The sequence below is a fragment of the Kitasatospora sp. NPDC048545 genome (genome assembly GCF_040651155.1).
In the GTDB taxonomy this organism is placed as follows: Bacteria; Actinomycetota; Actinomycetes; order Streptomycetales; family Streptomycetaceae; genus Kitasatospora.
Window position 1 is genome coordinate 73,127 of record NZ_JBEZIQ010000005.1, and the last position, 25,404, is coordinate 98,530.

At 74.9% G+C, this 25,404-nt stretch carries 24 protein-coding genes; 17 read left to right on the forward strand and 7 right to left on the reverse strand.

The window, feature by feature from the left end; all coding sequences use genetic code 11:
- Window positions 1–174: 174 nt before the first annotated feature.
- From AB0D10_RS07090 to AB0D10_RS07105, 4 genes are all read left to right on the forward strand, one after another.
- Window positions 175–828: a VTT domain-containing protein gene (locus AB0D10_RS07090; RefSeq protein ID WP_360252631.1), complete on the forward strand. Its 654-nt coding sequence runs from the start codon at window positions 175–177 to the stop codon at window positions 826–828.
- A 206-nt stretch (window positions 829–1,034) separates the two neighbouring features.
- Window positions 1,035–2,879, forward strand: a complete 1,845-nt coding sequence (locus AB0D10_RS07095; RefSeq protein WP_360252634.1) for a threonine/serine exporter family protein — start codon at window positions 1,035–1,037, stop codon at window positions 2,877–2,879.
- An 88-nt stretch (window positions 2,880–2,967) separates the two neighbouring features.
- Window positions 2,968–4,053: a hypothetical protein gene (locus AB0D10_RS07100; protein WP_360252637.1), complete on the forward strand. Its 1,086-nt coding sequence runs from the start codon at window positions 2,968–2,970 to the stop codon at window positions 4,051–4,053.
- Window positions 4,054–4,351: 298 nt separating this feature from the next.
- The gene (locus AB0D10_RS07105; protein ID WP_360252640.1) at window positions 4,352–5,650 is read left to right on the forward strand and encodes a C40 family peptidase; all 1,299 of its coding nucleotides are present in this window, start codon (window positions 4,352–4,354) and stop codon (window positions 5,648–5,650) included.
- Between the two features lie 208 nt (window positions 5,651–5,858).
- Here the strand turns inward: AB0D10_RS07105 and AB0D10_RS07110 are convergent, their stop codons facing one another.
- Window positions 5,859–6,182 carry a hypothetical protein gene (locus tag AB0D10_RS07110; RefSeq protein WP_360252643.1) on the reverse strand — a complete coding sequence of 108 codons (324 nt, stop codon included), beginning with the start codon at window positions 6,180–6,182 and terminating at the stop codon, window positions 5,859–5,861.
- A gap of 119 nt (window positions 6,183–6,301) precedes the next feature.
- Between AB0D10_RS07110 and AB0D10_RS07115 the strand changes: the two genes are divergently transcribed.
- Together AB0D10_RS07115 and AB0D10_RS07120 are read left to right on the forward strand one after the other, a co-directional pair.
- Complete coding sequence (locus tag AB0D10_RS07115; protein WP_360252646.1) at window positions 6,302–6,823, forward strand: GNAT family N-acetyltransferase; 522 nt, start codon at window positions 6,302–6,304, stop codon at window positions 6,821–6,823.
- Window positions 6,824–6,863: 40 nt separating this feature from the next.
- Window positions 6,864–8,144, forward strand: coding sequence for a GNAT family N-acetyltransferase (locus tag AB0D10_RS07120; RefSeq protein ID WP_360252649.1), 1,281 nt, complete (start codon window positions 6,864–6,866; stop codon window positions 8,142–8,144).
- Window positions 8,145–8,441: 297 nt separating this feature from the next.
- On the opposite strand, the gene AB0D10_RS07125 is transcribed toward AB0D10_RS07120, so the two are convergent.
- Entirely contained in the window at window positions 8,442–9,242 is an 801-nt protein-coding gene (locus tag AB0D10_RS07125; RefSeq protein WP_360252652.1) for a TetR family transcriptional regulator, read from the reverse strand.
- Window positions 9,243–9,425: 183 nt separating this feature from the next.
- On the opposite strand from AB0D10_RS07125, the gene AB0D10_RS07130 reads away from it, so the two are divergent.
- Window positions 9,426–9,965: a GNAT family N-acetyltransferase gene (locus AB0D10_RS07130; RefSeq protein ID WP_360252655.1), complete on the forward strand. Its 540-nt coding sequence runs from the start codon at window positions 9,426–9,428 to the stop codon at window positions 9,963–9,965.
- Between the two features lie 102 nt (window positions 9,966–10,067).
- On the opposite strand, the gene AB0D10_RS07135 is transcribed toward AB0D10_RS07130, so the two are convergent.
- Window positions 10,068–10,547 (reverse strand): macro domain-containing protein, encoded by a 480-nt coding sequence (locus AB0D10_RS07135; RefSeq protein WP_360252658.1) that lies wholly within the window; start codon window positions 10,545–10,547, stop codon window positions 10,068–10,070.
- A gap of 9 nt (window positions 10,548–10,556) precedes the next feature.
- A complete protein-coding gene (locus AB0D10_RS07140) occupies window positions 10,557–11,918 on the reverse strand; it encodes an MFS transporter (protein WP_360252661.1) in 1,362 nt (453 codons plus the stop codon).
- A gap of 113 nt (window positions 11,919–12,031) precedes the next feature.
- On the opposite strand from AB0D10_RS07140, the gene AB0D10_RS07145 reads away from it, so the two are divergent.
- Window positions 12,032–13,012, forward strand: a complete 981-nt coding sequence (locus AB0D10_RS07145) for a LysR family transcriptional regulator (protein ID WP_360252664.1) — start codon at window positions 12,032–12,034, stop codon at window positions 13,010–13,012.
- Window positions 13,013–13,196: 184 nt separating this feature from the next.
- On the opposite strand, the gene AB0D10_RS07150 is transcribed toward AB0D10_RS07145, so the two are convergent.
- A complete protein-coding gene (locus AB0D10_RS07150; protein ID WP_360252667.1) occupies window positions 13,197–13,808 on the reverse strand; it encodes a YceI family protein in 612 nt (203 codons plus the stop codon).
- Window positions 13,809–13,991: 183 nt separating this feature from the next.
- On the opposite strand from AB0D10_RS07150, the gene AB0D10_RS07155 reads away from it, so the two are divergent.
- The 8 genes from AB0D10_RS07155 to AB0D10_RS07190 all read left to right on the forward strand — a co-directional run bounded on the left by AB0D10_RS07155 (window position 13,992) and on the right by AB0D10_RS07190 (window position 21,886).
- Window positions 13,992–17,213: a DEAD/DEAH box helicase gene (locus AB0D10_RS07155; protein WP_360252670.1), complete on the forward strand. Its 3,222-nt coding sequence runs from the start codon at window positions 13,992–13,994 to the stop codon at window positions 17,211–17,213.
- Entirely contained in the window at window positions 17,210–17,401 is a 192-nt protein-coding gene (locus AB0D10_RS07160; protein WP_360252673.1) for a hypothetical protein, read from the forward strand. Before AB0D10_RS07155 ends, AB0D10_RS07160 begins: the two co-directional genes overlap by 4 nt.
- A gap of 42 nt (window positions 17,402–17,443) precedes the next feature.
- Window positions 17,444–18,370, forward strand: coding sequence for an RNA polymerase sigma-70 factor (locus AB0D10_RS07165; protein ID WP_360253108.1), 927 nt, complete (start codon window positions 17,444–17,446; stop codon window positions 18,368–18,370).
- A 34-nt stretch (window positions 18,371–18,404) separates the two neighbouring features.
- Complete coding sequence (locus tag AB0D10_RS07170; RefSeq protein ID WP_360252676.1) at window positions 18,405–19,517, forward strand: MerR family transcriptional regulator; 1,113 nt, start codon at window positions 18,405–18,407, stop codon at window positions 19,515–19,517.
- Between the two features lie 37 nt (window positions 19,518–19,554).
- Window positions 19,555–20,358, forward strand: a complete 804-nt coding sequence (locus AB0D10_RS07175) for an alpha/beta fold hydrolase (RefSeq protein WP_360252679.1) — start codon at window positions 19,555–19,557, stop codon at window positions 20,356–20,358.
- 79 nt (window positions 20,359–20,437) lie between these two features.
- Window positions 20,438–20,845 (forward strand): helix-turn-helix transcriptional regulator, encoded by a 408-nt coding sequence (locus AB0D10_RS07180; RefSeq protein ID WP_360252681.1) that lies wholly within the window; start codon window positions 20,438–20,440, stop codon window positions 20,843–20,845.
- Window positions 20,846–20,847: 2 nt separating this feature from the next.
- Window positions 20,848–21,402: a hypothetical protein gene (locus AB0D10_RS07185; protein ID WP_360252684.1), complete on the forward strand. Its 555-nt coding sequence runs from the start codon at window positions 20,848–20,850 to the stop codon at window positions 21,400–21,402.
- 133 nt (window positions 21,403–21,535) lie between these two features.
- The gene (locus AB0D10_RS07190; protein ID WP_350521690.1) at window positions 21,536–21,886 is read left to right on the forward strand and encodes a DUF2516 family protein; all 351 of its coding nucleotides are present in this window, start codon (window positions 21,536–21,538) and stop codon (window positions 21,884–21,886) included.
- Window positions 21,887–21,979: 93 nt separating this feature from the next.
- On the opposite strand, the gene AB0D10_RS07195 is transcribed toward AB0D10_RS07190, so the two are convergent.
- A complete protein-coding gene (locus tag AB0D10_RS07195; protein ID WP_360252687.1) occupies window positions 21,980–23,488 on the reverse strand; it encodes a SpoIIE family protein phosphatase in 1,509 nt (502 codons plus the stop codon).
- A 237-nt stretch (window positions 23,489–23,725) separates the two neighbouring features.
- Here AB0D10_RS07195 and AB0D10_RS07200 point away from each other — a divergent pair, with 237 nt between their 5' ends.
- Window positions 23,726–24,286, forward strand: coding sequence for an O-acetyl-ADP-ribose deacetylase (locus AB0D10_RS07200; RefSeq protein WP_360252690.1), 561 nt, complete (start codon window positions 23,726–23,728; stop codon window positions 24,284–24,286).
- Window positions 24,287–24,477: 191 nt separating this feature from the next.
- On the opposite strand, the gene AB0D10_RS07205 is transcribed toward AB0D10_RS07200, so the two are convergent.
- Window positions 24,478–25,311 carry a class I SAM-dependent methyltransferase gene (locus AB0D10_RS07205; protein ID WP_360252693.1) on the reverse strand — a complete coding sequence of 278 codons (834 nt, stop codon included), beginning with the start codon at window positions 25,309–25,311 and terminating at the stop codon, window positions 24,478–24,480.
- Window positions 25,312–25,404: the final 93 nt, after the last annotated feature.

Here is a 25,404-nt window from a genome sequence, read left to right on the forward strand (position 1 = left end):
TTCCGGGGCCCTCGCCGGGGCCGGTGCGTTCCCGGCCGGGCCCGGAGCGGTGCGTTCCCGGCCGGGAACGGAGCCGGTCCGCCCCCCTCCCGGGAACCATTCGACCGGGGTGCGAGTCTTTGTCAATGCTTTACCTTTTCATTGCCAAGACTCGACCTCCGGAGTTCCCGCACCGTGACCAGCCTCGCCCTCGGCCCGTCCTGGCTCGACCCGACCACCCTGATCTCCACCTTCGGTCTGCTCGGCATCCTGGCCGTTGTCTTCGCCGAGTCCGGCCTGCTGATCGGCTTCTTCCTGCCCGGCGACTCGCTGCTGTTCACCACCGGACTGCTGGTGGCCGGCGGCACCTACCTGCACCAGCCGCTCTGGCTGGTCTGCACGCTGATCGTGGTCGCCGCGGTGGCGGGGGACCAGGTCGGCTACCTCTTCGGCCGCAAGGTCGGCCCGGGCCTGTTCCGCCGGCCCGACTCCCGGGTGTTCAAGCAGGAGAACGTCGAGAAGGCCGCCGCCTTCTTCGAGCGGCACGGGCCCAAGGCGATCGTGCTGGCCCGCTTCGTGCCGATCGTGCGCACGTTCACGCCGGTCGTCGCCGGGGTGAGCAGGATGAACTACCGCAGCTTCGTGGTGTTCAACCTGGTCGGCGGCGTCCTGTGGGGCGGCGGGGTCACCGTGCTCGGCTACTTCCTGGGGCAGATCCCGTTCGTCCGGGACAACGTCGAGGCGATCCTGGTCGGCATCGTGCTGGTCTCGGTGGTCCCGGTGGCGATCGAACTGCTGCGGGCCCGCCGGTCCGGCGGGGACCGCGTCTCCGGCCACCACGCCGGGTAGGCGCCCGCCGCCGGGGCCGCGGGACGTCGCGTACATGTGCGTCGGGCTGTTCGATCAGGCAAGGTGTAACCCGAGATCGAGCGGTGGCCGGCGGCCACCAGGGGTGGCGAGGAGCGGAAGTGCCTAAGCGGGGCCGACCGGGTGCGGGCAAGCGGGCGAGGGGAGGCCGGGCGGTCCGCCGGACGCGGCAGACACCCCCGCAGCCGGTGCACCCCGCCGACGCCCCGCCCACCGAGGGCCTGCTCGGCCACCCCGCCCCGCTCGTCGAGCCCACCATCGTCATCCCGCTCGCCCCGCCCGTGCCGGAGACCAGGGGCCTGCTCGCGCCCGAGCCCGAGCCGCTGCCGGAGCCCGAGCCGCTGCCGGAACCGCTGCCCGAGCCGCTGCCGGAACCGCTGCCCGGGCCCGGGCCGGAACCGCTGCCCGGGCGGACGGCCGGTCCGTCCGCCGAGCCGCACCCCGAGCTCACCGTCGAGGTCCGCCCCCAGGGCGCCCGGTCCGGCCCGCCGCGCCCGGCCCGCCGTCGCCCGATCGTCGAGGACACCCTGACCCCCGAGGAGTGGCGGGCCGCCGGCTACACGCCACCGACCGGCATCCCGGTCGCCGACCTGACCGCCGGTGCCCCCGGCGAGGCGCCTTGGCCGGACCGGATGCGCACGCTGCTGCGCACGCCGATGTCCGAGCGCCCGGCCTTCGAACGGACCGCCCGTGAGCTGCACCCCTCGGCCGGCACCGCCCGCAACGTCCCCCGCATCCTCGACCTGACCCTGCGCATCGGTGAGCTGCTGCTGGCCAGCGGCGAGGCCGCCGAGGACGTGGAGGCGGCGATGCTCGGCATCGCGCACGCCTACCGGCTGGACCGCTGCGAGCCGCAGGTGACCTTCACCCTGATCGGCATCTCGCACCAGCCCTCGCTGGTCGAGCCGCCGGTCACCGCCGACCGTGTGGTGCGCCGCCGGACCTCCGACTACACCCGGCTGAACGCCGTCTACGAGCTGGTCGCGGACATCACCGCGGAGAAGGTGACGGTCAACGACGCCTACCGCCGGCTCGCCCTGATCCGCCGCAACCGGCACCCGTACCCGGCCTGGATGCTCGCGCTGACCACCGGCCTGCTGGCCGGTGCGGCGACCTTCCTGGTCGGCGGCCGGATCGACGACAAGGCCTGGCTGGTCTTCGCCAGCGCCTTCATCGCCGCCGTCCTCGGCGACCGGCTGGCCTCCGCGCTGGCCCGGCGCCGGCTGCCGGAGTTCTACCAGTTCGTGGCGGCCGCGATGCCGGCCGCCGCCTCCGGGATCATCCTGTCCTTCAACGACTGGGGCCTGCGCGGTTCGGTCGTGATCACCGGTGGCCTGTTCGCCCTGCTGCCGGGGCGCGCGCTGGTGGCCGCCGTCCAGGACGGGCTGACCGGCTTCTACATCACCGCCGCGGCCCGTCTGCTGGAAGTGATCTACCTGGTCGCGGGCATCGTGATAGGCGTCATGGTGATCCTCTACCTGGGCGTCGGCTTCGAGGCGAAGCTGCGGCCGGACGAGAGCCTGGCGGGGATCAGCTCCCCGCCGGTTCAGATGGTCGCCGCGATGCTGCTGACCCTGGCCTTCGCGACCCTGCTGCAGACCGACCGCCACTCGCTCGCCCTGGTGACGGCCAACAGCGGCATCGGCTGGGCCAGCTACGGCGCTCTGGTCTACAACGCGGGCGTCAACCCGATCGCCGCGACCGGGGTGGCGGCCGGCCTGGTCGGCCTCTTCGGCCAGCTGATGGCGCGCTACCGCAACGATTCGGCGCTGCCCTACGTGACCGCCGCGATCGGCCCGCTGATGCCGGGTTCGGCGCTCTACCTCGGGATGCTGGCCTTCGCCCAGGGGCACTCCAGCGCCGGTCTGGTGTCGGTGTTCCGGGCGGCGGCGATCGCGATGGCGCTGGCGGTCGGGGTGAACCTCGGCGGCGAGATAGCCCGGTTGTTCCTGAAACCGCCGGTCGGCGCCGAGCTTCCCTCGTTGTACCCGGTGATGCCGCGCCGGGCGGCCAAGCGCACCCGGGGGTTCTGACCGCGCGTCGACCCGGGTCGGAGGCCCGTCGGGCCCCGGGTCACGTGAGGGCAGGCAGGACGCAGGACCAGGAACGAAGGTAAGGCGCATGACCACACTGCTGGACAGCTACCGCGAACACATCGTCAACGCGCACAAGCAACCGCTGTTCCTGCTGCTGGTCGGCTTCATCACGTCCTTCGTGTTCATCCGGTTCAGCGTCCGGATGATCCGCGCGAAGGTGCGCTGGTGGCCGGGCAACGTGACCCCCGGCGGCCTGCACATCCACCACATGGTGTTCGGGCTGGGCTTCCTGCTGCTCGGCGGCATCGGGGTGTTCGCGACCTACGGCGGGCAGCCGTGGATGAACTGGTTCGGGCTGGCCTTCGGCATCGGCTGCGGCCTGGTGCTGGACGAGTTCGCGCTGATCCTGCACCTGGACGACGTGTACTGGGGGGAGCAGGGCCGCAAGTCGGTGGACGCGGTGATCTTCGGGATCCTGTTCACCGCCCTGCTGCTGATCGGGTACGTGCCGTTCGGCGCGCTGCCGGGCGAGGACACCCGGTGGGGTCTGATCACGGTGATCTCGGTGAACGCGCTCGCCTCGGTGATCACCCTGCTCAAGGGCAAGGTGTGGACCGGCCTGCTCGGGATCATGGTCCCCGGCCTGTCCTGGATCGGCGCGATCCGGCTGGCCCGTCCGAGCAGTCCCTGGGCCCGCTGGCGGTACACCACGCGCCCCCGGCGCCGGGCGCGCGCGCTGCGGCGCGAGCGCCTGTTGCACCGGCGCGCGGACCGGGCCCGCACCTGGCTCTTCGACCTGATCGCGGGCGCCCCCGACAAGGTGCCGGTCAACCACCCCGCCGCGCACCGGGTCGCCGAGCGGATGTCCGCCCGGGCCACGGCCCACCTCGACGCGCACGCCGCCCGGGCGCTGGCCCGCCGTCAGGCCCGGCTGGCGGACCGCCGCTCGGCGGCGGCCGCCGGGGCGGCGGCCAAGCCTCCGGCCGGGGAGGGCCCGGCGTACGGGGCCGGGGTCGGGGCCGGACCGGGCCGCTCCCACCGGGCGCAGCAGCGCCGCCGCTCGGTCCGGGCGGGGCGCAGCAGGACCTACGCCGTCGGGCCGACGGGGCTGGAGCGCCGGCCGGAGCGACACCCCCGGCTGCGGACGCACACGCGCCGGATCCACCGGTAGTTCGTGCACCGCGGATGCCCTTTCGGAGGCGGGCTCCGGTCGGATCATCCGATAGTCCCCCGACCGGCGGAGCGCTTTGCGGGTGCGGGGGTCGCAGAAATTGAGAACATGAGCGCCATATAACCGTTCTGTCATGTGATGGGATGATCCGTCGGATTCCCGGCCGCCCGGCAACCGCCTCCGCCCGGCCACCGCCGCCGCCCGAGCGCCGTTCGCCCCCCGTGCGCCGTCCGCCGTGCGCCGTCCGCCGCGCGCCGTCCGCCGCCGTCCCCTCCGGACCCGTGAGAAGGGATGCCGCATGGCGCGCAGGTTCCTGCCGACCCTCCTGCTGTCGCTCACCGCCCTGTTCGGGCTCCTCCCCACCGCCCAGGCCGCACCGGCGACCGGCGACCCGGCCGTCGGCGACCCGGCGGCCGGCCGGGCCCGGGGCGAGGAGCCCTACCCGAGCACCGAGGAGATCGACCGCGCCCGCGCCGAGGCCGCGGGGAAGACCGCCACCGCCGCGGCCCTGGAAGCCGCGCTGACCGCCGCCAAGGCCGAGCTCGACCGGGCCGGGCGCGGCGCCGACCAGGCCGTCGAGGCCTACAACGGCGCCCAGCTCGCCCTCACCCGGGCCCGCACCGAGGAGGGCGCCGCCGCGCAGCACGCCGCCGCCGCCGAGGCCGAGCGGTCGGCCGCCGCCGAGGACGCGGCCCGGCTCGCCGCCGAGACCTACCGCCAGGGCGCGGGCGCCGAACTGTCCGCCTTCAACGCGCTGCTCGGCGCCCACGGCCCGCGCGAGGCGGGCGACCGCGCCGTCGCGGTTCGCCAGGCCGGCGGACGCACCCGGCAGGTCCTGGACGCCGCCACCGCCACGGCCGCCGCCGCCCGCAGCGCCTCCGACGCCGCCCGGACCGCCACCGGGGCCGCCGAGAAGGCCGCCGCCGAGGTCGGCGCGGCCAGAACGCGGGCCGAGCAGCGACTGGCCGCCCAGCAGGGCGAGGTCGCCGCCGCGACCCGGCACCGCGAGCTGCTGCTCACCGAACTGGCCGCCGCCCGGAACACCACCGTCGAGCTGGAGCGCGAGCGCCGCGACGCCCTGGAGGCGATCGCCGCCCGCGAGGCCGAGGCCGCCGCCCGCGCCGCCGCCGAGCAGGCCGCCCGGGAGGCCGAGGCCGCCGAAGCCGCGGCAGCCGCGGCCAGGGCCCCCGCCGCACCGCCCGCCGTGCCGGCCGAGTCACGCCCGTGGTCCGCCGAGGGCGCGGCCGCCGCGGTCGCCTTCGCCAAGTCCAAGATCGGCCTGCCCTACGTCTGGGGCGGCGAGGGCCCGGACGGCTACGACTGCTCGGGGCTGACCATGATGGCGTGGCGCGAGGGTGGCCGGCAGCTCAACCACTTCGCCGCCGACCAGTACGCCCAGAGCTCCCGGATCGACTACCGCCGGCTGCGCCCCGGGGACCTGGTGTTCTGGACGGACACCGGGCGCGCCGCCGACATCCACCACGTCGGGCTCTACGTCGGCGACGACCAGATGATCGAGGCCCCGCGCGCGGGCATGCCGATCAAGCAGGCCAGCCTCTGGATCATGGGCACCCCGGACTTCTACGCCCGGCCGTGAGCCCGGACTGCGGTCCGGGCCGTGCCTCGGCCGGCTCCTGCTCCGGGCGCCGCCCCCGGGCCGTCCCCGCGCTCCACCGCCGGCCGGCGGCGAGCAGCGTCGCGACCAGGCCCCCGCGGACGGCCGTCCGTTCCGGTCGGCGCAGTCGGAGCGCCCGGCCGCGATCCGGGGCCCCTCGCCCACCGCCGTCCGGCGGGCCGTCCGCGGGCTACCGGTCGAGCAGGGCGCCGAGCTCCTCGCGGCAGGCGCGCAGCCCCGTGCCGGTCCAGAGCCAGGCGGCGCAGAGCGGGAGCGTCAGGAGGGCGACCGCGACCGCTCCGCCGATCCGGCCGATGACCTGCGAGTCGCAGATCTCCTGAAGGTGGAAGCCGAGCGGCTCGTAGAAGGCCGGCGAGCCGCAGTCCCCGTCGACCGGGGAGAGGACCAGCCAGGCCGCCCAGAGCCAGCCGAGGACCGTCAGCCCGCCCAGCGCCTTCGCCGTCGTGCTCCGGCCCTCGTACTCCTTCAGCTTGCGGAGGTATTCGTCGTCCATGGCTCCCCCCGGGAGGTCGTCCGTACCTGAACCGCCACGAGGATGGCAGTACGGGAGCCCCCGCGCCAATGTCGGCGGTCGGCGGTAGCGTGGCCGCCCGGACCGGCTGAGGAGGCGTCATGCTGTTGCGCGATGTGCGGGCGGAGGACGACGGGGCGTACGTTCGTATGCGCTGCGACCCGTTGATGATGGCCGAGTTGGGCGGCCCGCTGCCCCGGGAACGGGTGGCGGAGCGGCTGCGCAAGGACCTGGTCGAGGTGGCGGCGGACCGCTGTTGGATCAAGATGATCGTCCCGGACGGCGCCGAGGACGGCGAGGTCGCGGGCACGGTGACGCTCTGGTCGGACGAGGAGGACGGCGCGGCGGTCTCCGAGATCGGCTGGATGGTGCTGCCCGGGTACCAGGGCCGCGGGCTCGCCAAGGAGGCCGTCCGCCGGGTGCTGGACGCCGCCGCCGCGGACGGCCGCTGGGGCCCGGTGCACGCCAACCCGGGGGTCGCCAACGGCCCGTCCAACGGGATCTGCCGGGCTCTCGGCTTCCGGCTGCTCGGCGAGCGGGACCTGGACTTCGCCGACCGCGTCCTGCACACCAACCACTGGGTGGTGGTCCCCGGGGAGCACGTCGGGTCGGGCACGGAATAAATCGGGTGCCGTCGCCGGAGGGCCGCCGTACGGTGGCCCCATGGGCAACAGCACCGATCACACGGCCGTCCACACCGTCGACGGGCTCCGGGTGCGGGCGATCTCCGAGGACGAGGTGGCGGCCTGGGACCGCGCGCTGGTCCTCGGATTCATGCGTCCGCACGTGAGCAGCGCGGCGGACGTGCGCCGTCGGCAGTGGGAGCCGGGCCGGCTGCTGGCCGGCTTCGACGGCGACCGTCAGATCGCCACCTTCCGCAGCTACGACGCGGAGCTGACCGTCCCCGGCGGGGCCGTCATCACGGCCGACGCCATCACCCACGTCACGGTCAGCGCCACCCACCGCCGCCGTGGCCTGCTCAGCACGATGATGCGCCGGGACCTCTCGGCCGCCGCCGAGCGCGGCACGTCGGTCGCCATCCTGATCGCCGCCGAGTACACCATCTACGGCCGGTTCGGGTTCGGCCCGGCGACCCGGGGCGCCGGCTGGCGCGTCGATCTGCGCCGCGCCCGGGGCCTGCGCGAGGGACTGCCGGGCGTCCCCGGCGGACGGATCGACTTCGTGACCATGGCGGAGCTGCGCGAGCTCGGGCCGGGCCTGCACGAGCGCTGGCGGCGCACCCGGCCGGGCGCGATCGACCGCGACGAGCTGTGGTGGCAGCGCACCAGCGGTGAGGTCCAGGTGCCGGGCTTCGACTTCAAGGAGCCGTTCGCGGCCGTCCACCGGGACGCCGACGGGACGGTCACCGGGCTGGTGGTCTACCGGGTCGACGACAAGTGGGACGGCGACTACCCCGACTGCACGCTCACCGTCCAGGAGTTCACCGCCCTCGACCTGCCGACCACGGTCGAGCTCTGGCGTTTCCTGATGTCCGTCGACTGGGTGGCCAGGATCGCGATGGGCAACGCCTCCCCGGACGACCCGCTGCCGCTGCTGCTCCAGGACCGGCGCGCGGCCACCCCGCACGAGGAGAGTTCCGACTTCACCTGGCTCCGGGTGCTGGACGTCGAGGCCGCGTTCGGCGCGCGGACCTACGGTGCCCCAGGCCGGGTGGTGCTGGAGGTGGACGACAAGCTCGGCTTCGCGTCCGGCCGTTGGGCGCTGGAGGTCGCCGCGGACGGCACCGGCCGCTGCACCCGCAGCACGGACGACGCCGACCTCGCCCTCGGCGCCTCGGAGTTGGGCTCGCTCTACCTCGGCGCGGAGACGGCCTCCAGGCTGGCCGCGGCCGCACTGGTCACCGAACTGCGCCCGGGTGCGGCCGCCGCCGCGGACCTGCTGCTGCGCACTCCGCTGCAGGCCTGGAACCCGGACAACTTCTGAACCGACCGGGTCCAACGAGACGGCAACCCGATCGGCGAGGGCACACCCCGTGGGCCGCGTGGGACCTTGCTCGGCATTCATGCGGCTGCGCCGACAGCGCACGGACCGCCCGCCCTTCGAGGACTGCCGGAGCGGCCGGGAGCGGCCGGCGGGCACACCGTGTGGCTCGGTTCCCCGGAGAACCCGGTGCCGCGCTGATGCCGATGCCTGTCGGTGGGACGAGCGCCCCGGCGTTTCGTGGCCGGGCGCTCCCGACCTCGGGAGCGCCCGGCCACCTCTTCCCTGGTTCAAGCCGCCTTACTTGACGGCGGTTTTCCCGATGGTGGGCAGGATGAAGTCCTGAATCAGCCCCTTGGCATCGCGGACGATCGGCCGGAACACCCGGTAGCGGGACAGGTTGATCACCCGAGACGCCATGGGGGTGGACCGGCGGACGAATTCCCGCGTCCGCTCGGTGTCCTCGGTGCGGTCGAAGACCCAGTACAGGACGACGACCATGAGGTGCAGCCAGAGCACGTCGGGCAGCAGCTCGACCAGCTCGGCGTCCAGCTTCGGCGCCAGCTCCGAGCCCTGCAACACGTCGCGGAACAGTTCCACGGCGGTTGCCCGCGCCGGGTGCGACTCGTTGGAGAACGGGCTCAGCGAGCTGGTCGGGTCGGCGGCCGTCCGGAAGAACTGCGCGGCGAACTCGTGGTACGGCGCGGCCGTGTCGAGCCAGGACTCCAGTGCGATCTGCAGCCGCTCCGAGAAGTCCCGGGTGCCGGCCATGCGGGTCCTGGCGTCCGCCGCATGGTCGTAGGTCATTCGGTCGTAGAACCCCTGGATCAGGAATTCCTTCGCCGCAAAATAGTAGTAAGCATTGCCGACCGAGACGCCCGCCTCGGTGGCGATGGCGCGCATGGTGGTCTTCTCGTAGCCGCGCTCCTGGAACAGCCGCATGGCCGTCTCCAGGATCAGGGCTCGAGTCGCCTCACTCTTGTCGGTCTTCGGCTGCGCCCGGCCGCCGGGCAGGGGCCCGGCCTCCGCGCCGGGTGCGGCCGGGTCCTCGGCCGTACCGTTCTTGCCGTCCGTTCGGTTCGTCGCTGCCAGGTCGTCCACGGGAACGAGCCTAGCCGGAGACGAGGTTCCACCCGGTGTCGGTGTTCGTGGCACCGGATGTCCCCTCCACACCCGGTGCCACGCACACCACCCCCTGTGATTCGAACACGTTCAAAATCTTGGCAGAACTGTAGACGTTTCGGTTGAACATGTTCAACTCCATCTCTGTGGGAGGCTGGTCGCATGATCAGTTCAGGCCAGGTCGTCATCCGGCGCGGTGGCCCCCGGGACTCCGGGGCCGTCGCCGAACTCCACGCCCACAGCTGGCGCACCGCCTACCGGGGGATCGTCCCGGAGGAGGCGCTCGGTGACGGGATGGCCGCCCAGCGACGCGAGCTGTGGGAGCTGCGCCTGGACGCGGATTACGGCGGGCCGGAGAACACGCCCGAACTGTTGGTCGCCGAACGGGGCGAGGAGTTGGACGGGTTCGTCTACCTCGTCCCGCAGCCCGACGGTCGGGTGCTGATCGACAACCTGCACGTGCGCCCCGGCCTGACCGGCGGCGGCATCGGCCGCGCACTGGTGGCCGCGGCCCGTGCCTTCGTCGCCGAGCGGCACCCCGGGGCGGAACTCTTCCTGGAGGTGCTGCGCGACAACACCCGCGCGGTCGCCTTCTACGAACGCGAGGGCGCCGTGCGGGTCCGGGCGCAGGAGGGCGTCTTCCCGGGCGGGTTCGTGCTGCCCGAGTACGTGTACGCCTGGCCGGGCCGGCAGGCGTCGTAGGGGTCGGAGGTGGTTCCGAGCCGGAGTCACTCCGGTCCGGAACCACTCCTGGTCGGAGTCGGACCGGGTGCGGACGGGCCCGGGTGGAGGTGGACGGGTGGATCAGTCGAAGTCGTAGACGGTCACCGGCACACCGCGCGCCGTCAGGCGGGCGGTGACCAGCGGCTCGACCTTCTCCCAGCGCCCGCCCGCCAGGCCGCAGCCGATCCGCGGCATGTGGACGGAGGCGCCGAGTTCGAGCGCGCGGTCACCCAGCGCGGCCAGCCCGGCGTCGATCGCCTCGTACCGCACCGGCACCCCGGTGGAGCGCCCGGTTTGGATGCCGCGCTGGCCGACCAGGTTGGCCACCCAGACGTACGGCGCGACCCGCACCACTTGCAGGGCGCCGAGGCCGAAGTCGTTCTTCGCCCGTTCCCGGTGCCAGCGTCGGAACGCGGCCTCGGGCTCGGGCCAGCGTCTGGAGAGTGCGAGCACGAAGCCCTTGCCCCAGCCGCCGAGGTCGTTGCAGACGTGCGCGATCACCTTCACGCCCTTGCCGACGGGCGCGGTGGCATCGCCTCGGACGTAGGTGATTTCTGCCATGACCCGACGTTAGACGGAGGCACTGACAGCCCGCTCGGAATTTTCCGCCGCTGCGCCGCAAGCGCCGCGCGGCGCCGGGAAGTTCACCGATCCCGGCACGGGCGCTGAACCTGACCCCGACCCCGGCGCCGGCCCCGACGACCCGCCCGCCCGCAGGTGTCGCCGCCCGGCCAGCGCGATCAGCAGCGCGACGGCGGCCGCCGAGGCGGGCAGGGCGTAGCCGGTCCCGGGGGCGGCGTGCTCGGCGACCGTCCCGGCGAGCGCCGCGCCGGCCGAGATGCCGACCACGATTCCGGACACCGCCATCGCCATGCCCTCGTTGAACTGCCGCTGCGGCAAGAGGTCCTGGACCAGCGTCATCCCGGTGACCATGGTCGGCGCGGTGGCCGTGCCGGCGGTGAACAGCACCACCCCGAGCACCCCGAGCCCGGCCCCGCCCAGCCAGGCGGCGAGCGGCAGCAGCAGTACCCCGGCCATCGCCGCCGCCCCGGTCAGGAAGCGGACACCGGGCGCCCGGCGCGGCGTCAGCAGTCCGAACAGCAGCCCCGCCAGGCAGGATCCGGCCGCGACCAGGCCCAGCAGCGCGCCCGCCGCCGCCTTGTGTCCGAGCGCGTCGGCGTACGCCACGGTGGTGATCTCGGTCGCGCCGAAGACCATGCCGGTCGCCAGGAAGGTCAGCACGAGCACCCGCAGTCCGGGCACTCGCAGCGGGGAGCCGTGCCGCGGGCCGGCCGCCCCGGGCCCCGGCGCCGGGGCGGGGGGCAGCGGCGGTTCGGTGCGCCGCTGGGCGGCGAACAGCAGGGCGCCGGTGGTGCCCAGCGTGCCGGCGGTGATCAGCCCGGCCTCCGGGGCGAGCGTGGTGCAGAGCAGCATGGCGAGCACCGGCCCGGCCATGAAGCAGAGTTCGTCCAGTGCCTGCTCGAAGGAGTTGGCCAGGTGCCGGGCGGCCGGGTCGTCCCGGTACAGGTGCGCCCAGCGGGAGCGGGCCATGCCGCCGAGGTTGGGGGATGCGGCGCAGGCCGCGGAGCAGAGGTACAGCGTCCAGTCCGGCGCGCCGAACCGGACGCAGAGCAGCAGGCCGGTGAGCGGGACGGCGTTGTACAGCGTGGCCGGCACCGTCACCCGCGCCTGCCCGTACCGGTCCACCAGGCGGCCGATCAGCGGCATCCCGATCGCGCCGGTGACCAGCCCGGCCGCCGAGACCGTTCCGGCCAGGCCGTACGAGCCCCGCCGCTCGGAGAGCAGCACCACCAGCGAGACGCCGGTCATCGACAGCGCGAGCCGGCCGAGCAGCCCGGCCAGCGTGAAGGCGGCGGTGCCGGGGGCCGCGAACAGCCGCCGGTAGGAGGTGGGGAAGGCGCGCGGGGGCAATCGGGCTCCTGAACGGGAAGAGGGGGGATGCCCACAGCCTCGCGGCGGTGGCGGGCCGCCGTCCAACACCTGTTCCGACGCACTGACAACACACTGTTGTTAATCTGCCGCGCATGCCCCGTGACCTGCACCCCCGCCTGCTCCGCGGCTTCGTCGCGACCGCCGAGACCCTGCACTTCGGCCGGGCCGCCGAGCGGCTGCACATCGCCCAGCAGGCGCTGAGCCGGGACGTCCGGGCCCTGGAGGGGCTGCTCGGCGGCGCGCTCTTCACCCGCACCACCCGTAGCGTCGAGCTCACCCCGGCCGGACAGCGGCTGCTGCCCAAGGTCCGCCGGCTCCTCGCCCTGCAGGACGAGATCCTCGCCGAGGCCGGCGCCGGAGCCGTGGCCCGGCCGCTGCTGCTCGACCTCAACAGCGACGTCACCGGGCCGGACCTCACCGCCGACCGGGTGCTCGAACGGGCCCGCGCCGCCTGGCCCGAGGGCGAACTGCTGGCCCGCTTCCACGGTGGCCTGGCTGCGGCCGCCGCCGAACTGCTGGCCCACCGGCTGGACGCCTCGTTCGGCCGCTTCGCCGGGCTCCCCGCCCCGGTGCGCGGCCGACTCGTCCAGCTGCCGGTCCGGTTGGAGCGGATCTCGGTGATGATGGCGGACACCCACCCGCTGGCGGGCCGGGCGGCGCTGAGCCCCGCGGACCTGGCCGGGCACCCCGTCGACGTCTGCGCGGGCAATTCGGCCACCACGGAGTGGGCCGACCTCGGCGTCCGGCTGCTGCGCGAGCACGGCCTCACGGCGGCGGACCCGTACGTGCCGCCGGTGGGTGTGGACGAGACCGCCCGCTACCTCGCCCGGCACGGTGACCCGATGCTGACCACGGTCGGCGGGCCGAGGATCCCGGGGACGGTGAACGTGCCGCTGGTCGACCCGGTGCCGCTGAGTCTGGTCAGCCTGGTGCACCGGCCCGGCGAGCGCCATCCGGGGCTGGACGCACTGGCCGCGGCGGCGGCCGGGCTGGGGGCGGCCGAGGGCTGGCTGCGCCGTCCGTCCGGCAGCTGGCTGCCGGACGCGGACGCGGCGCTGCTCCCGGCCGGGTAGCACGGCACGCGGCCGGGGCGGGGGTTCCGCGGCGGGAACGGGAGCCCGGGCCCGGAACGGGAGCCCGCCAGGGACCGGGAAGCCGGGGCGGGCCCGGAACCGGTGGCGGTGGACGACGCCGCCCCTGCCCCCGGGGGGAGGGGCAGGGGCGGGGCTCCTGGGGGCGCGGTCGGACCGTCCGGGGTCAAGCCGCCTTGACGGCGGAGATGTCGAAGCTGAGCTTGACCTTCTCGCCGATCAGGACGCCGCCGGTCTCCAGGGCGGCGTTGTAGGTCAGGCCGAAGGCGGTGCGGTCTACGACCGTCCTGCCCTCGAAGCCGACCCGCTCGGCGCCGTAGGCGTCGGTGGCGCTGCCGGTGTACTCCAGGTCCAGGACCACCGGGCGGGTGGTGTCCTTGATGGTGAGTTCGCCGGTCATCCGGTAGGTGTCGTCGTCGAGCTGCTCGGTGGAGGTGCTGCGGAAGCGGATCTCCGGGAAGGTCTCCGCGGCGAAGAAGTCGCCGGTGCGCAGGTGCTCGTCGCGCTGGGCCTGGTTGGTGTCGATGCTGGCGACCTTGATCACCAGGTCGGCCGAGGAGTTGTGCGGGGTGCTGCCGTCGAGGTGCAGCTTGCCGTCGTACTCGGTGAAGCGGCCCTTGACGTTGGTCACCATGGCGTGGCGCACCGAGAAGCCGATCTCGCTGTGCGTGGTGTCGATCGCCCAGTCGCCGGTGAGGTGGGCGAGGTCCGGACCGGCCGGGGCCTGGACGGTGGTGGTGGCGGGGACGGTGGTCTTGGTGCGGTTGAAAAGGCCCATGGCTCCTCCTCGGGTCCGAAGCCATTTGTTTAGGCTTCAACTTGTTGGCTCCAGCGTAGGGCAGCTTCGTTCAACTTTCAACCACAACCGTGGAGCTTCCCCCGGACGGCCCAGCGGACCGACCCTGTCGGCCCTCCCCGCTAGGCTGCGAAGGACCGGATCCACCCGCCCGGAAGGCCCCCGATGTTCGTCCTGCACGCGCTCTGGCGGACGGACGGGCAGCTGGCGCTCTGGGCCGAGGACGCCCGCGCCCACCCCGGCGCCACCGAACCGCAACCCGACCGGCCCGCCCCGCACGCCCACCCGTACGCCTGCCCCGCCGACGCACTGGCCGCCGTCCTCGGCGGCATCGGCCCGGGCCTCGGCTGGCTCGCCGGCCAGGCCCCCGAGCGCTGGGCCACCCTCCTGCTGCCCACCGTCGGCACCGTCCCCGCACCCTCCCCCGACCTGCCGGTCACCCCGCCGCGCGGCGGCGCGGTGCTCACCCCCTGGCGGGTGCCGGCCCTGCTCTTCGACGCCGGGGCCGCCGCCCAGCTGCTCGGCGAGGTCTTCGACCCGCACTGGGCCGTCACCAGCACCGACCTGCCCGGCACCGGCCGGGTCGAGGTCGTCCACGGCCCCTCGCTGCGCTGGCTCACCGGGGTGCACGACCTCGCCTGGCGGACGGTCGGCCGGGGCCGCGTGCTGCCGCTGCCCGCCCTGGCCGACGGCCGCCCGCAGGCCCGCTGGCAGCCGGACCCGACGCCGTCCGCCCGCCGCGAGGCCGCCGCACTGGCGGCGGGCTGCCCGCCCGTCCTGCTGGGGGAGTGGCCGCACGGCGCAGGCACCGGGGAGGCGCTGCTGGAGGCCGCCCTGGGCGCGCTGGTGGACGCCGAAGCCCGCGCCGCCCTGGCCGACACCGCCTTCCCCGCGCCGGGGGAGGCCGTCGCCGAGCACTGGCTGCACGCGCTCACCACCCCCGACGGCCGGCTCGACGGCGTCCCGCCCGACGGCTTCGCCGAGCTGCGCCGCCGGATCGCCGCCTGGTACGCCGCGGCCGAACCCACCGACCCCGCGCTTCGCCTCTGCTTCCGCCTGGTCGAACCGCTCGGCCCCGACGCCGACGACCCCGAGGGCCGGCCCTCCGACGACGCCTGGCAGCTGGAGTTCCTGCTCCAGGCCGTGACGGAGCCTTCCCTGCTGATCCGCGCGGCCGACCTGCACGAGGGTGGCGCCGCGCACGCCGCCCTCGCCCGCAAGAGCGCCGACCCGGCCGACGTCCTGGCCGCCGAACTCGCCCGCGCGGCCCACCGCTGGCCCGCCCTGGACGGGCTACGCCACCGCGCCCGCCCATCCGCCCTGCCGCTGGACCGGGCCGGAGCGCTGGACTTCCTGCGCACCGCCGCACCGGCGCTCGCCGAGGGCGGTTTCGGCGTGCTGCTGCCCGCCTGGTGGCGCCGCCGCCCCAGGCTCGGCCTCGCCCTGCGCGCCACCACCCCGCCGGCCCCCGGCTCGCTCGCGGTGGGCAGCCAGGTGGACCGGGACACCGTGGTCGCCTTCCGCTGGCAGGCCGCGCTCGGCCCGGACGGCGCTCCGCTCACCGAGCGGGAACTGGCCGACCTGGCCGCCGCCAAGGAGGGCCTGGTCAGGGTGCGCGGCACCTGGCTGGAGGCCGACCCGGCGCAGATCGCCGCGGCGCTCGCGTTCCTCGCCGACCGCCGCGACGGCGTGTCGGCCGCCGCCGACCTGCTGCGGCTCGCCTTCGACCCGCAGGCCACGGTCGCCGGGCTGCCGGTCACGTCCGTCCACGCGGACGGCCCGCTCGGCGACCTGCTCGCCGGGCACGCCGACGCCGCTCCCGCACCGGTGCTGCCGCCGGACTTCCGGGCGGTGCTGCGCCCGTACCAGGAGCGCGGGCTGGCCTGGCTGCGGACGATGTCCGGACTCGGCCTGGGCGCCGTCCTGGCCGACGACATGGGCCTCGGCAAGACCGTCCAGACCCTCGCCCTGCTGGCCGTCGAGAAGGCCGAGCAGCGGTCCGAGCGGTCGGAGCGGCCCGACCGGCCAGACCAGTCAGAGCGGCCGGACCAGTCGGAGCAGCCCGAGCAGCCGGAACGGCCGGAGGCCGGCACCGGCCCCACCCTGCTGGTCTGCCCGATGTCCCTGGTCGGCAACTGGCAGCGCGAGGCCGAACGCTTCGCCCCCGCCCTGCGGCGGTACGTCCATCACGGCGCCGGCCGCCTGGGAGCCGACCGGCTCGCCGAAGCCGTCCGGGGAGCGGACCTGGTCATCACCACCTACGGGTTGGTCCAGCGCGACCTCGCCGCCCTGCGCGCGATCCGCTGGCGCCGGGTGGTCGCCGACGAGGCCCAGCACATCAAGAACACCGGCACCGCGCAGTCCCGGGCGATCCGCGCCCTGCCCGCCGCCCGCCACCGGATCGCGCTCACCGGCACCCCGGTCGAGAACCGGCTCTCCGAGCTGCACGCCGTGCTGGACTTCGCCAACCCCGGTCTGCTGGGCCCGGCCGAGCGCTTCAAGGAGCGCTACGCGATCCCGGTCGAACTGCACCGCAGCCCCGAGCGCACCGCCGAACTCCGGCGCCGAACCGCCCCGTTCGTGCTGCGCCGGCTCAAGTCCGACCCGGCGGTGGCGGCCGAGCTGCCGGCGAAGCAGGAGATGACCGTCTGGTGCAACCTCACCGCCGAACAGGCCGGCCTCTACCAGGCCGTGGTCGCCGACCTGCTGCGCCGGGTCGAGGGGGTCCGGGGCGTGGAACGGCGCGGCACGGTGCTGGCCGCGATCGGCAAGCTCAAGCAGGTCTGCAACCACCCGGCCCAACTGCTGCACGACGGTTCGGTGGTGGGCGAGCGCTCGGGCAAGGTCGCCCGGCTGGCCGAGCTGTTGGAGGAGGCGCTGGCCGAGGGGGACCGCACGCTGGTCTTCACCCAGTACGCCGAGTTCGGCGCGATGCTCCGCCCGTACCTGGAGCGCCGGCTCGGCGCGGAGGTGCTCTACCTGCACGGCGGCCTGTCCCGGGCGCGCCGGGAGGAGCTGGTGGAGCGCTTCCAGTCCCCGGACGGGCCGGGGGTGTTCCTGCTCTCGCTGCGGGCCGGCGGCACCGGTCTCAACCTGACCGCCGCCAACCAGGTGATCCACCTGGACCGTTGGTGGAACCCGGCGGTCGAGGAGCAGGCCACCGACCGCGCCTTCCGGATCGGCCAGCGCCGGGACGTCCAGGTCCGCCGACTGGTCTGCGTCGGCACCGTCGAGGAGCGGATCGACGAACTCCTCGCGGCCAAGCGCTCGTTGGCGGAGACGGTGGTGGGGGAGGGGGAGCACTGGCTCACCGACCTGCCGGGCGAGGCGCTGCGCGAACTGGTCGCCCTCACCCGGGAGGACGCCGTGGCGGAGGAGGACGCGTGACCGAGCAGTCGAACCCCGTGGTCAACGTCGCCGCCTACTGGCGCGGGGACTTCACCCTGCGCCCCGCCCCGCCCGAGGAGCAGTCTGACGAGCCCTCGCTGCGCCGCCTCGGCCGCTCCGGCATCACCGTCCACGGCCGCGACCTCGCCGCCCTGCTCGCCCCCGCGTACGACGTCCTCCGGGACTGAGGACCGCCGCTACCGTGCGGTAACGTCCCGGGGGTGACCGACATCCACGACACCCCGCCGACCGGCGAAGGCCCCGCCGACACCCGGCTGGCCGACTTCGAGCGGCACCGGCGGATGGTCTTCGGCATCGCCTACCGGATGCTCGGCAGCGTCGCCGACGCCGAGGACCTGGTCCAGGACACCTGGCTGCGCTGGAGCGGAGCCACCGGCCCGGTCGCCGCCCCCGGCGGCTTCCTGGCCCGGACGGTCACCAACCTCGCGCTCAACCGGCTGGACTCGGCCGCCGTCCGTCGCGAGGCCTACGTCGGCCCGTGGCTGCCCGAGCCACTGGTCACCGGGCCGGACGCGGCCGACGGCGTCGAACGGGCCGAGACCGTCTCGCTCGCCCTGCTGGTGGTGTTGGAGAGCCTGTCCCCGCTGGAGCGGGCGGTGTTCGTCCTCAAGGAGGCATTCGGTTTCTCCTACCGGGAGATCGCCGAGGCCCTGGACCGCACCGAGAGCGCCTGCCGCCAGGTCGGCAGCCGGGCCCGGGCGCACGTCCGCGCCGGCCGGCCACGCTTCGACGCCCCGCCCGAGCTGCGCCGCCGCGCCACCGACGAGTTCCTGGCGGCCTGCGTCGGCGGCGACATCGGCCGGATGCTCGAACTGCTCGCCCCCGACGTGACCACCTGGAGCGACGGCGGCGGGGTGATCCGGGCGGCGCTGCGGCCGGTCACCGGCGCCGAGAACGTGGCCCGCTTCGTCCTCGGCGTGCTCCGGCAGCTGGGCGAGGACGCGGCCGTCCACCCGGTCCTGGTCAACGGTGAGCCCGGCCTGCTGGTCACCGTGGACGGGGCGGTCGACTCCGTCTCGGTGCTCGACTTCGTCGCGGGGACCGACGGCACGCTCCTGGTCTCCGCGATCCGCGCCGTCCGCAACCCGCACAAGCTCACCCACCTGGCCGCCCCCGGCGCCGCCGGGCGGGCTTGACCCTCGACCAGGTCGAGCCCCCAGGGTGACCGGCATGGAGAGCGAGCTGCACAGCATCGGCGAGCTGGCCCGCGCCAGCGGCCTCGGCGTCGGCACCCTGCGCTACTACGACGGCGCCGAGGTGCTCACCCCCGCCTGGGTCGACCCGCAGACCGGCTACCGCTGGTACCGGCCCGGTCAGCTCGCCGACGCCCGGCTGCTGGCCAGGCTGCGCCGGGTCGGCCTGCCGCTGACCGGCATCCGCGCCGTACTCGGCGCCGCCCCCGGCGGCGACGCGGCCTCCCGGGTGCTCGACGCGCACCTGCGGCGACTGGAGGACGGCCTCGTCGACGCCCGCCGCGAGCTCTCCCTGATCCGCGCGATGATCGACCAGAGGGAGCAGCCGATGACCACCGAGCCCGCCGACCCCCGACGCACCGCCCCGCGCGTCACCGTCCCCGCCTGCGGCCTGGCCGCCGCGCTGGACGCGGTCCGCTTCGCGGTCTGCGAGGACCCGGAACTGCCCTTCCTCGCCGGGGTGCTGTTCGAGCCGGACGGTCCGCTGCTGCGCCTGGTGGCCACCGACCGCTACCGGATGGCCTTCGCCGAGGTGCCCGCCTCCGGTGACGTGCCGGAGGCGCCAGTGGCCGGCACGATCGTCCCGACCCCGCTGGTGGACGCGCTGCGCGCCCTGCTCGGCACCGGGGCCGACGAGGTCGCGCTCACCCTCGGCGGCGGCCTGGTCCGCGCCGAAGCGGGCGGACACCGGGTCGAGGGCGCCGCCCTGGACCACGACTACCCCGACCACCGAGCCCTCTCCAGGCTCGAACCGGAACACCGGATCACCGTCCCCGCCGCCGAACTGCGCGCCGCCGTCGAGACCGGCGCCACCCGCACCCTGCCCTCCGGCCCGCACGGCGCCGACTGCGAGGTCACCGTCCTCACCCTGACCGGGGACGGCCGGCTGGCCGTCGCCGCCGACCCGGCCCCCGAGGACGTCCGACTGGCCGTCAACCGGGACTTCCTCCTCGACGCGCTCGCCGCCGGACGGCCCGAGCAGCTCGTCCTCGAACTCGGCGGCCCGATCGCCCCGCTGGCCATCCGCACCCCGGGCGGGACGGGCACCTTCTCCGTCCTGATGCCCGTCCGCCTTCCCGAACCCGCCTGACCGGCCCGTCCGGCGGGGGCTCTGGGAGGATCGCCGCATGAGCCAGTCCGCCGGTCGTCCCCTGTCCGAGGTCCACGTCCCCGCCCCCGGCGGAGGCCGGTTGTGGGCCGAGCGCGCCGGCTCCGGCAGCCCGGTGGTGCTGCTGCACGGCGCCGGCATGGACTCCCGGCTGTGGGACGCCGTCCTCCCGGAACTCGCCCGCCATCACGACGTGATCCGCTACGACGCCCGGGGCCTGGGCCGCTCCGCCGCACCGGAGCGGCCGTTCGACGACGTCGAGGACCTGCGCGCGGTGCTGGACCACTTCGGCCTGGCGCGGGCCGCGCTGGTCGGCCTGAGCATGGGCGGGGAGACCGCGCTGGACTTCGCCCTCGCCCATCCCGACCGGGTGGCCGCCCTCGGCCTGGTCGGCGCCTCGGTCAGCGGCCACGACTGGCCGCCGTCCCCGGAGACCACCGCTTACGCCGAGGCCCGCCGCCGGGGCGACGGGGCGGCACTGGCCGGTCTGGAGCTGTCCGTCTGGGCCGGCATGGGCCGGGCGGCGCCCGGCGGCGAGCTGATCGCGGCGATGGTCGAGGAGAACGCCGCCCGCCGCATCGTCAGTGAGCACTTCCTGGGCGGAGCCCCCGCGCGGTCCGCCGAACCGCGCCTGGGCGAGGTCGCCGCCCCAGCCCTGGTCGTCCACGGCGACCGGGACCACCCGGAGATCGCGGCGATCGCGCAGCGGCTGGCGGCCGGCATCCCCGGCGCCCGGGGCCACCTCGTCCCGGCCGCCGACCACTACCTCCCGCTGCGCACCCCCGAACGGCTCACCGAGTTGCTGCTCGCCCACCTGGCCTGACCGGGCCCACCGGTCCGACACGTTTGCTCCCGCTAGCACCCTGCTTGCATTTGCAAGCAGGGTGTTGCAGGCTGTCCGCATGGCCTCCCTCAACGTCGGCTCGCTCGGCGAGTACATCCGCGAGCAGCGACGCAGCGCGCAGTACTCCCTGCGGCAGCTGGCGGAGGCCGCCGGCGTGTCCAACCCGTACCTCAGCCAGATCGAGCGCGGGCTGCGCAAGCCGAGCGCGGAGATCCTCCAGCAGATCGCCAAGGCGCTGCGGATCTCGGCGGAGACGCTGTACGTCCAGGCCGGGATCCTGGAGGAGCGGCGGGACGAGGGCCTGGAACTGCGGGCCTCGATCCTGGCCGATCCGCTGATCAACGAGCAGCAGAAGCAGGCGCTGCTCGCGGTCTACGACGCCTTCCTCAAGGAGAACGCCGCTCCGGCCCCCGGTGCGACGACCGACGGCTCAGCCACCCAGAACACCCACCGGGAGGACCGGTAACCATGCCGATCACCGACGAGATCAAGAAGACCCTCAGCGACCCGACCCCGCTGTACGCCCTGGCCGGCGCCGGGGACCTCGCGTACGAGAAGCTGCGCGAGGTGCCGGGCAAGGTCGAGGCGCTGGCGGCGGACCGCAAGGGCACGCAGGAGAAGGCCACCGCCAGGCTCCAGGAGGCGCAGTCGCTGCTGGCCGGCGCACCGGCCAAGGTCGGCGAGGCCGTCACCGCCCTGCCCACCGACCTCAAGGTCCTGCAGGAGCGGGCCCAGGGCTTCGCGCTGCAGCAGGTCGGCCGCGCGGTCGAGCTGGCGGTGAAGGCCAAGGAGACGTACGACGAACTGGCCGAGCGCGGCAAGGTCGTGGTGGAGAAGGCCCGCCCCGCCACCCCGGCCGAGGCGGCCGGGACCGTCGAGACCGTCGAACTGACGGAGCAGCCGGCCGGGTCCGAGCCCGTCGAGGCCGAGCCCGTCGCGGTCGAGCCGGCCGACGGTGTCGCCGCGCCCGCGCCGAAGAAATCCGCCCGGGCCCGGAAGTCCGGCTCCGCCGCCGCGGAGTGACCGCGGAGTGAGCGGAGGCCCTCCGGGGAGGGCACATCCGGTGACCATGGAACGTTGACACCGGTGCGGACGGCCGCCGTGCCAGGATGGGCGGCGGTCGAAGCGCGGGAATCGAGAGACAGAGGAGATCGCGATGGTCGGAGTGCTCCAGATTCTGGCCTTTTCCTACCTGAACCCGATCTGGTGGGCGACGATCGCCATCCTGGCCTACAAGTTGTTCGCCCTGGTCGACGCGGCCACCCGCCGGGAGGACGCCTACCGGGCGGCGGACAAGAAGACCAAGGGGTTCTGGGTCGCGATCCTCGCGATCTCCTTCGGCTGGGACTTCCTGTTCGGGGTGAACTTCTTCACCGGCATCGGCACCCTGGCCGGCCTGGTCGCCTCGATCGTCTACGTGGTGGACGTCCGCCCCGCGATCAGGGCCCTGACCGGGGGCGGTGGCCGGGGCGGCCGGAGCAACACCGGCCCGTACGGTCCCTGGTAGGTCCGGCAGCGGACGACGGCGACGGCCCGGGCGGGTGAACTCCCCGCCCGGGCCGTCGCGTTGTTCGCCTTCCGGGCCTCGCCTGCCGGTCCGTCAGCCGAGGATCAGCTGCACCGGGTTGCGCTCCAGCAGCAGCACCGCGACGTCGTCGGTCAGCGCGCCGCCGTTCAGCTCCTCGACCTCGGCGATGGCGCTGTCCACCAGTCGCCCCCGGGTCAGCCCGGCGGCCTGGTGGTCGCCGATCAGCCCGGCGAGCCCGTCCTGGCCCAGACGCCGGGAACCGGCCCCGACCCGCCCTTCGATCAGGCCGTCGGTGTAGAGCAACAGCCGCCAGCCGGGCTGGAGTTCGACCTCGTGGGCGGGCCAGGCGGCCTCCCCGTCGTGGCAGGGCAGCAGGCCGAGCGCGGGCCCGGCGAGGTCGGCGGGCAGGGTGACCGGCTCGTGGTCGCGGCCGAGCAGCAGCGGGGCCGGGTGCCCGGCGAGGTAGAGCCGGGCCCGTTCGCCGGTGGCCAGCGAGTCGAGGTCGCTGGCGGTGCCACCGGGCCCGATGACGAGCATGCAGAGCGTCGCGAAGATCTCGTCGCTGCGCCGCTCGTGCTCCAGGACGTGCTGGAGGGTGGTGAGCAGCGCCTCGCCGGTGAGGCCCGCGAAGACCAGGGTGCGCCACGCTATCCGCAGCGCGACGCCGAGTGCGGCCTCGTCCGGGCCGTGGCCGCAGACGTCGCCGATCACGACGTGGACGGTGCCGTCGTCGGTGCGCACGGCGTCGTAGAAGTCGCCGCCGAGCAGGGCGCGGCGGCGGCCGGGTCGGTAGCGGCGGGTGAAGGAGAGCCCGGCGCCGTCCAGCAGCGGCGTGGGCAGCAGGTGGCGCTGGAGACGGGCGTTCTCCTGGCCGCGCAGCTCGGCCTCGACCAGGCGGCGCTGGGACTCGTCGGCGCGTTTGCGCTCGACGGCGTAGCGCAGCGCGCGGGCCAGCAGCGGCCCGTCCGTCTCGTGCTTGATCAGGAAGTCCTGGGCGCCGGCGGCGACGGCGGCCGCGCCGAGTTCGGCCCCGGCGGCGTCGGTGAGCACCACCACGGGGATGTGCGGGGCGCGGCGGAGCAGCTCGTGCAGGCCCTCCAGCCCGTCGGAGGAGTCGGAGGGGTGCGGCAGGTCGGCGGGCGCGGCGAGGTCGAGCAGCACGCAGCCGAACTCGGGGCCGCGGGAGCGTCCGCGCCGGGCCGAGAGGGCGCTCTGGGCCAGCAGGGCGGTGGCCTGGTCGAGGCCGCGGGCCCAGTGGATCTCGATCGAGGTGCCGCTGTCGGCCACCGCCGCCTTGATCAGCTGGGCGTCCGAGGCGTCGTCCTCGATGACCAGCAGCCGCAGCGGCGCCCCGCCGTCGGCGGAGTTGTCGGGGCCGGGCCCCGGCGGGACCTCGGAGACGTGCGACGGGTGGACGGCGTGTGCGGCGCGCACCGCCTGCGAACGGGGGTGGGGTATCGGGGGAGCCGCCGTCGCGGGGCCGGTCGTGACCGGGCGGTTGCGGGCATGGCCGACGGGGGCGCCGTGGGCGCCCGGCAGGTCCGCGGCACCAGGTGCCCGCCCGTCTCCCGTTGCGGGCATCGGTGGTTCCTCCCTTTCCCCGACTGCGTAACGGTCGACGTCCGTCCGCAGTGCCCGCCTGGCACCGTGCGTCGGGGAACTTCTCGCGACCATAACGTGATCTCCGGGGATTTCTCTGGCCGACCGGCGCCGTTGTGGTTATTGCCACGCCGGTGGCGGTGTGGTGATCGGACTCGGATGACGACGGATGCCCGTCGCGGCCGCGGCCGCGCGGGGAGGAGAAGGGGGCAGGCGGTGGTGACACGGATCACCCTGGTCGAGGGTGACATCACGGAACAGCAGGTGGACGCGGTGGTGAACGCCGCGAACTCGTCCCTCCTGGGGGGTGGCGGGGTGGACGGCGCGATCCACCGCAAGGGCGGGCCGCAGGTCCTGGAGGAGTGTCGTCGACTGCGCGCCTCGCACTGGGGCAAGGGGCTGCCCACCGGGCACGCGGTGGCGACGACGGCCGGACGGCTGCCGGCCCGGTGGGTGGTGCACACCGTCGGGCCGGTGTACCGGGAGGAGGAGTACGAGGAGCGGGCGGAGCTGTTGGCCTCCTGCTATCGCGAGTCGCTGCGCGTCGCGATGGAGCTGGGCGCGCGCACGGTGGCCTTCCCGGCCGTGTCTGCCGGGATCTACGGCTGGCCGCCGGCGGACGCGGCCCGGATCGCGCTGGGCACCGTCGCCCGGGTGCTGGACGGCGGTGGCGCGGAGGCGGGTGCGGAGCCGGTGGAGGTGCGGTTCGTGCTGTTCGGGGCGGAGATGTACGGGGTGTTCGAGCGGGCCCGACGGGAGCTGCTCGGGCGGGATGGCTGACAGGCGGGACGGCTGACCGGCGGGGCCGGACAGGGTGCGTACCGGGCGGCGTGTGGTGTCGTCGCCCGGTCGCGTCCATGGTGGCGTGACGAGGCGTCAACACGCCAGAGATATTCGATAACTCGTTCGAGTGAATGCGTCGGGTCGCTCACCAGCTCCCGCCCGCACCGAGCCCGCGGCGGCTCCGGCGGCTACGGTGCGAGCGCCGACCAGGGCAGCGTGATCTCGCCCTGCCGCCACCGCCCCCGCGCGTCCACCAGCGGCCAACTGCCCGCCAGCGCCGTGCAGGCCGCCACCCAGCGCTGCCGCGCCCCGAACGCCCCGTACGGCGCCGCCGCCGCCCAGGCCCGGTCGAAGTCGGTCAGGAAGGCGTGCACCGGCCGCCCCGGCACGTTGTGGTGGATCAGCGCCTTCGGCAGCCGCTCGGCGAGGTCGGAGGGCTGCTCCAAGCCGCCGAGCCGGGCCGCGAAGGTCACCGTCCGGGGGCCCTCCGGGCCGAGGGCCACCCAGACGTGCCGCCGGCCGATCTCGTCGCAGGTGCCCTCGACCAGCAGCCCGTCCGGGGCGAGCCGGGAGCGCAGCCGCTCCCAGACCCCGGCCACCGCCGCCTCGTCGTACTGCCGCAGCACGTTGGCCGCCCGGATCAGCCGGGCCGGTGCGCCGCCGTCCAGCGGCACCTCGAAGCCGCCGCGCCGGAAGGTGAGCAGCGGCGGCGCGGCGTACGGCAGCGCGGCCGCGACCCGCTCCGGTTCGATCTCGATGCCGACCACCCGGACGTCCGGCCTCACCGCGCGCAGCCGGGCGGCCAGTTCGACGGCCGTCCACGGCGCGGCGCCGTAGCCGAGGTCCACCGCCACCGGCGGGTGCTCGGCGGCGCGCAGGGCCCGGCCGAGGGTGTGGGCGATCCAGCGGTCCATCCGGCGCAGCCGGTTGGTGTTGGTGGTGCCCCGGGTGACGGTCCCCACCGGGCGTCCGGTCCGCCCGCGGGAGGGCGCGGCGGTGGCGGGGTCGAAGGAGGCGGCCATGCCCAGAAGGGTAGCCGGGGAGCCGGTGGCACCGCGCTGACCAGGCAGGACGGCGTCCGCCCGGATCGGGCGGTGGACCGGTGAGGCTCGTGG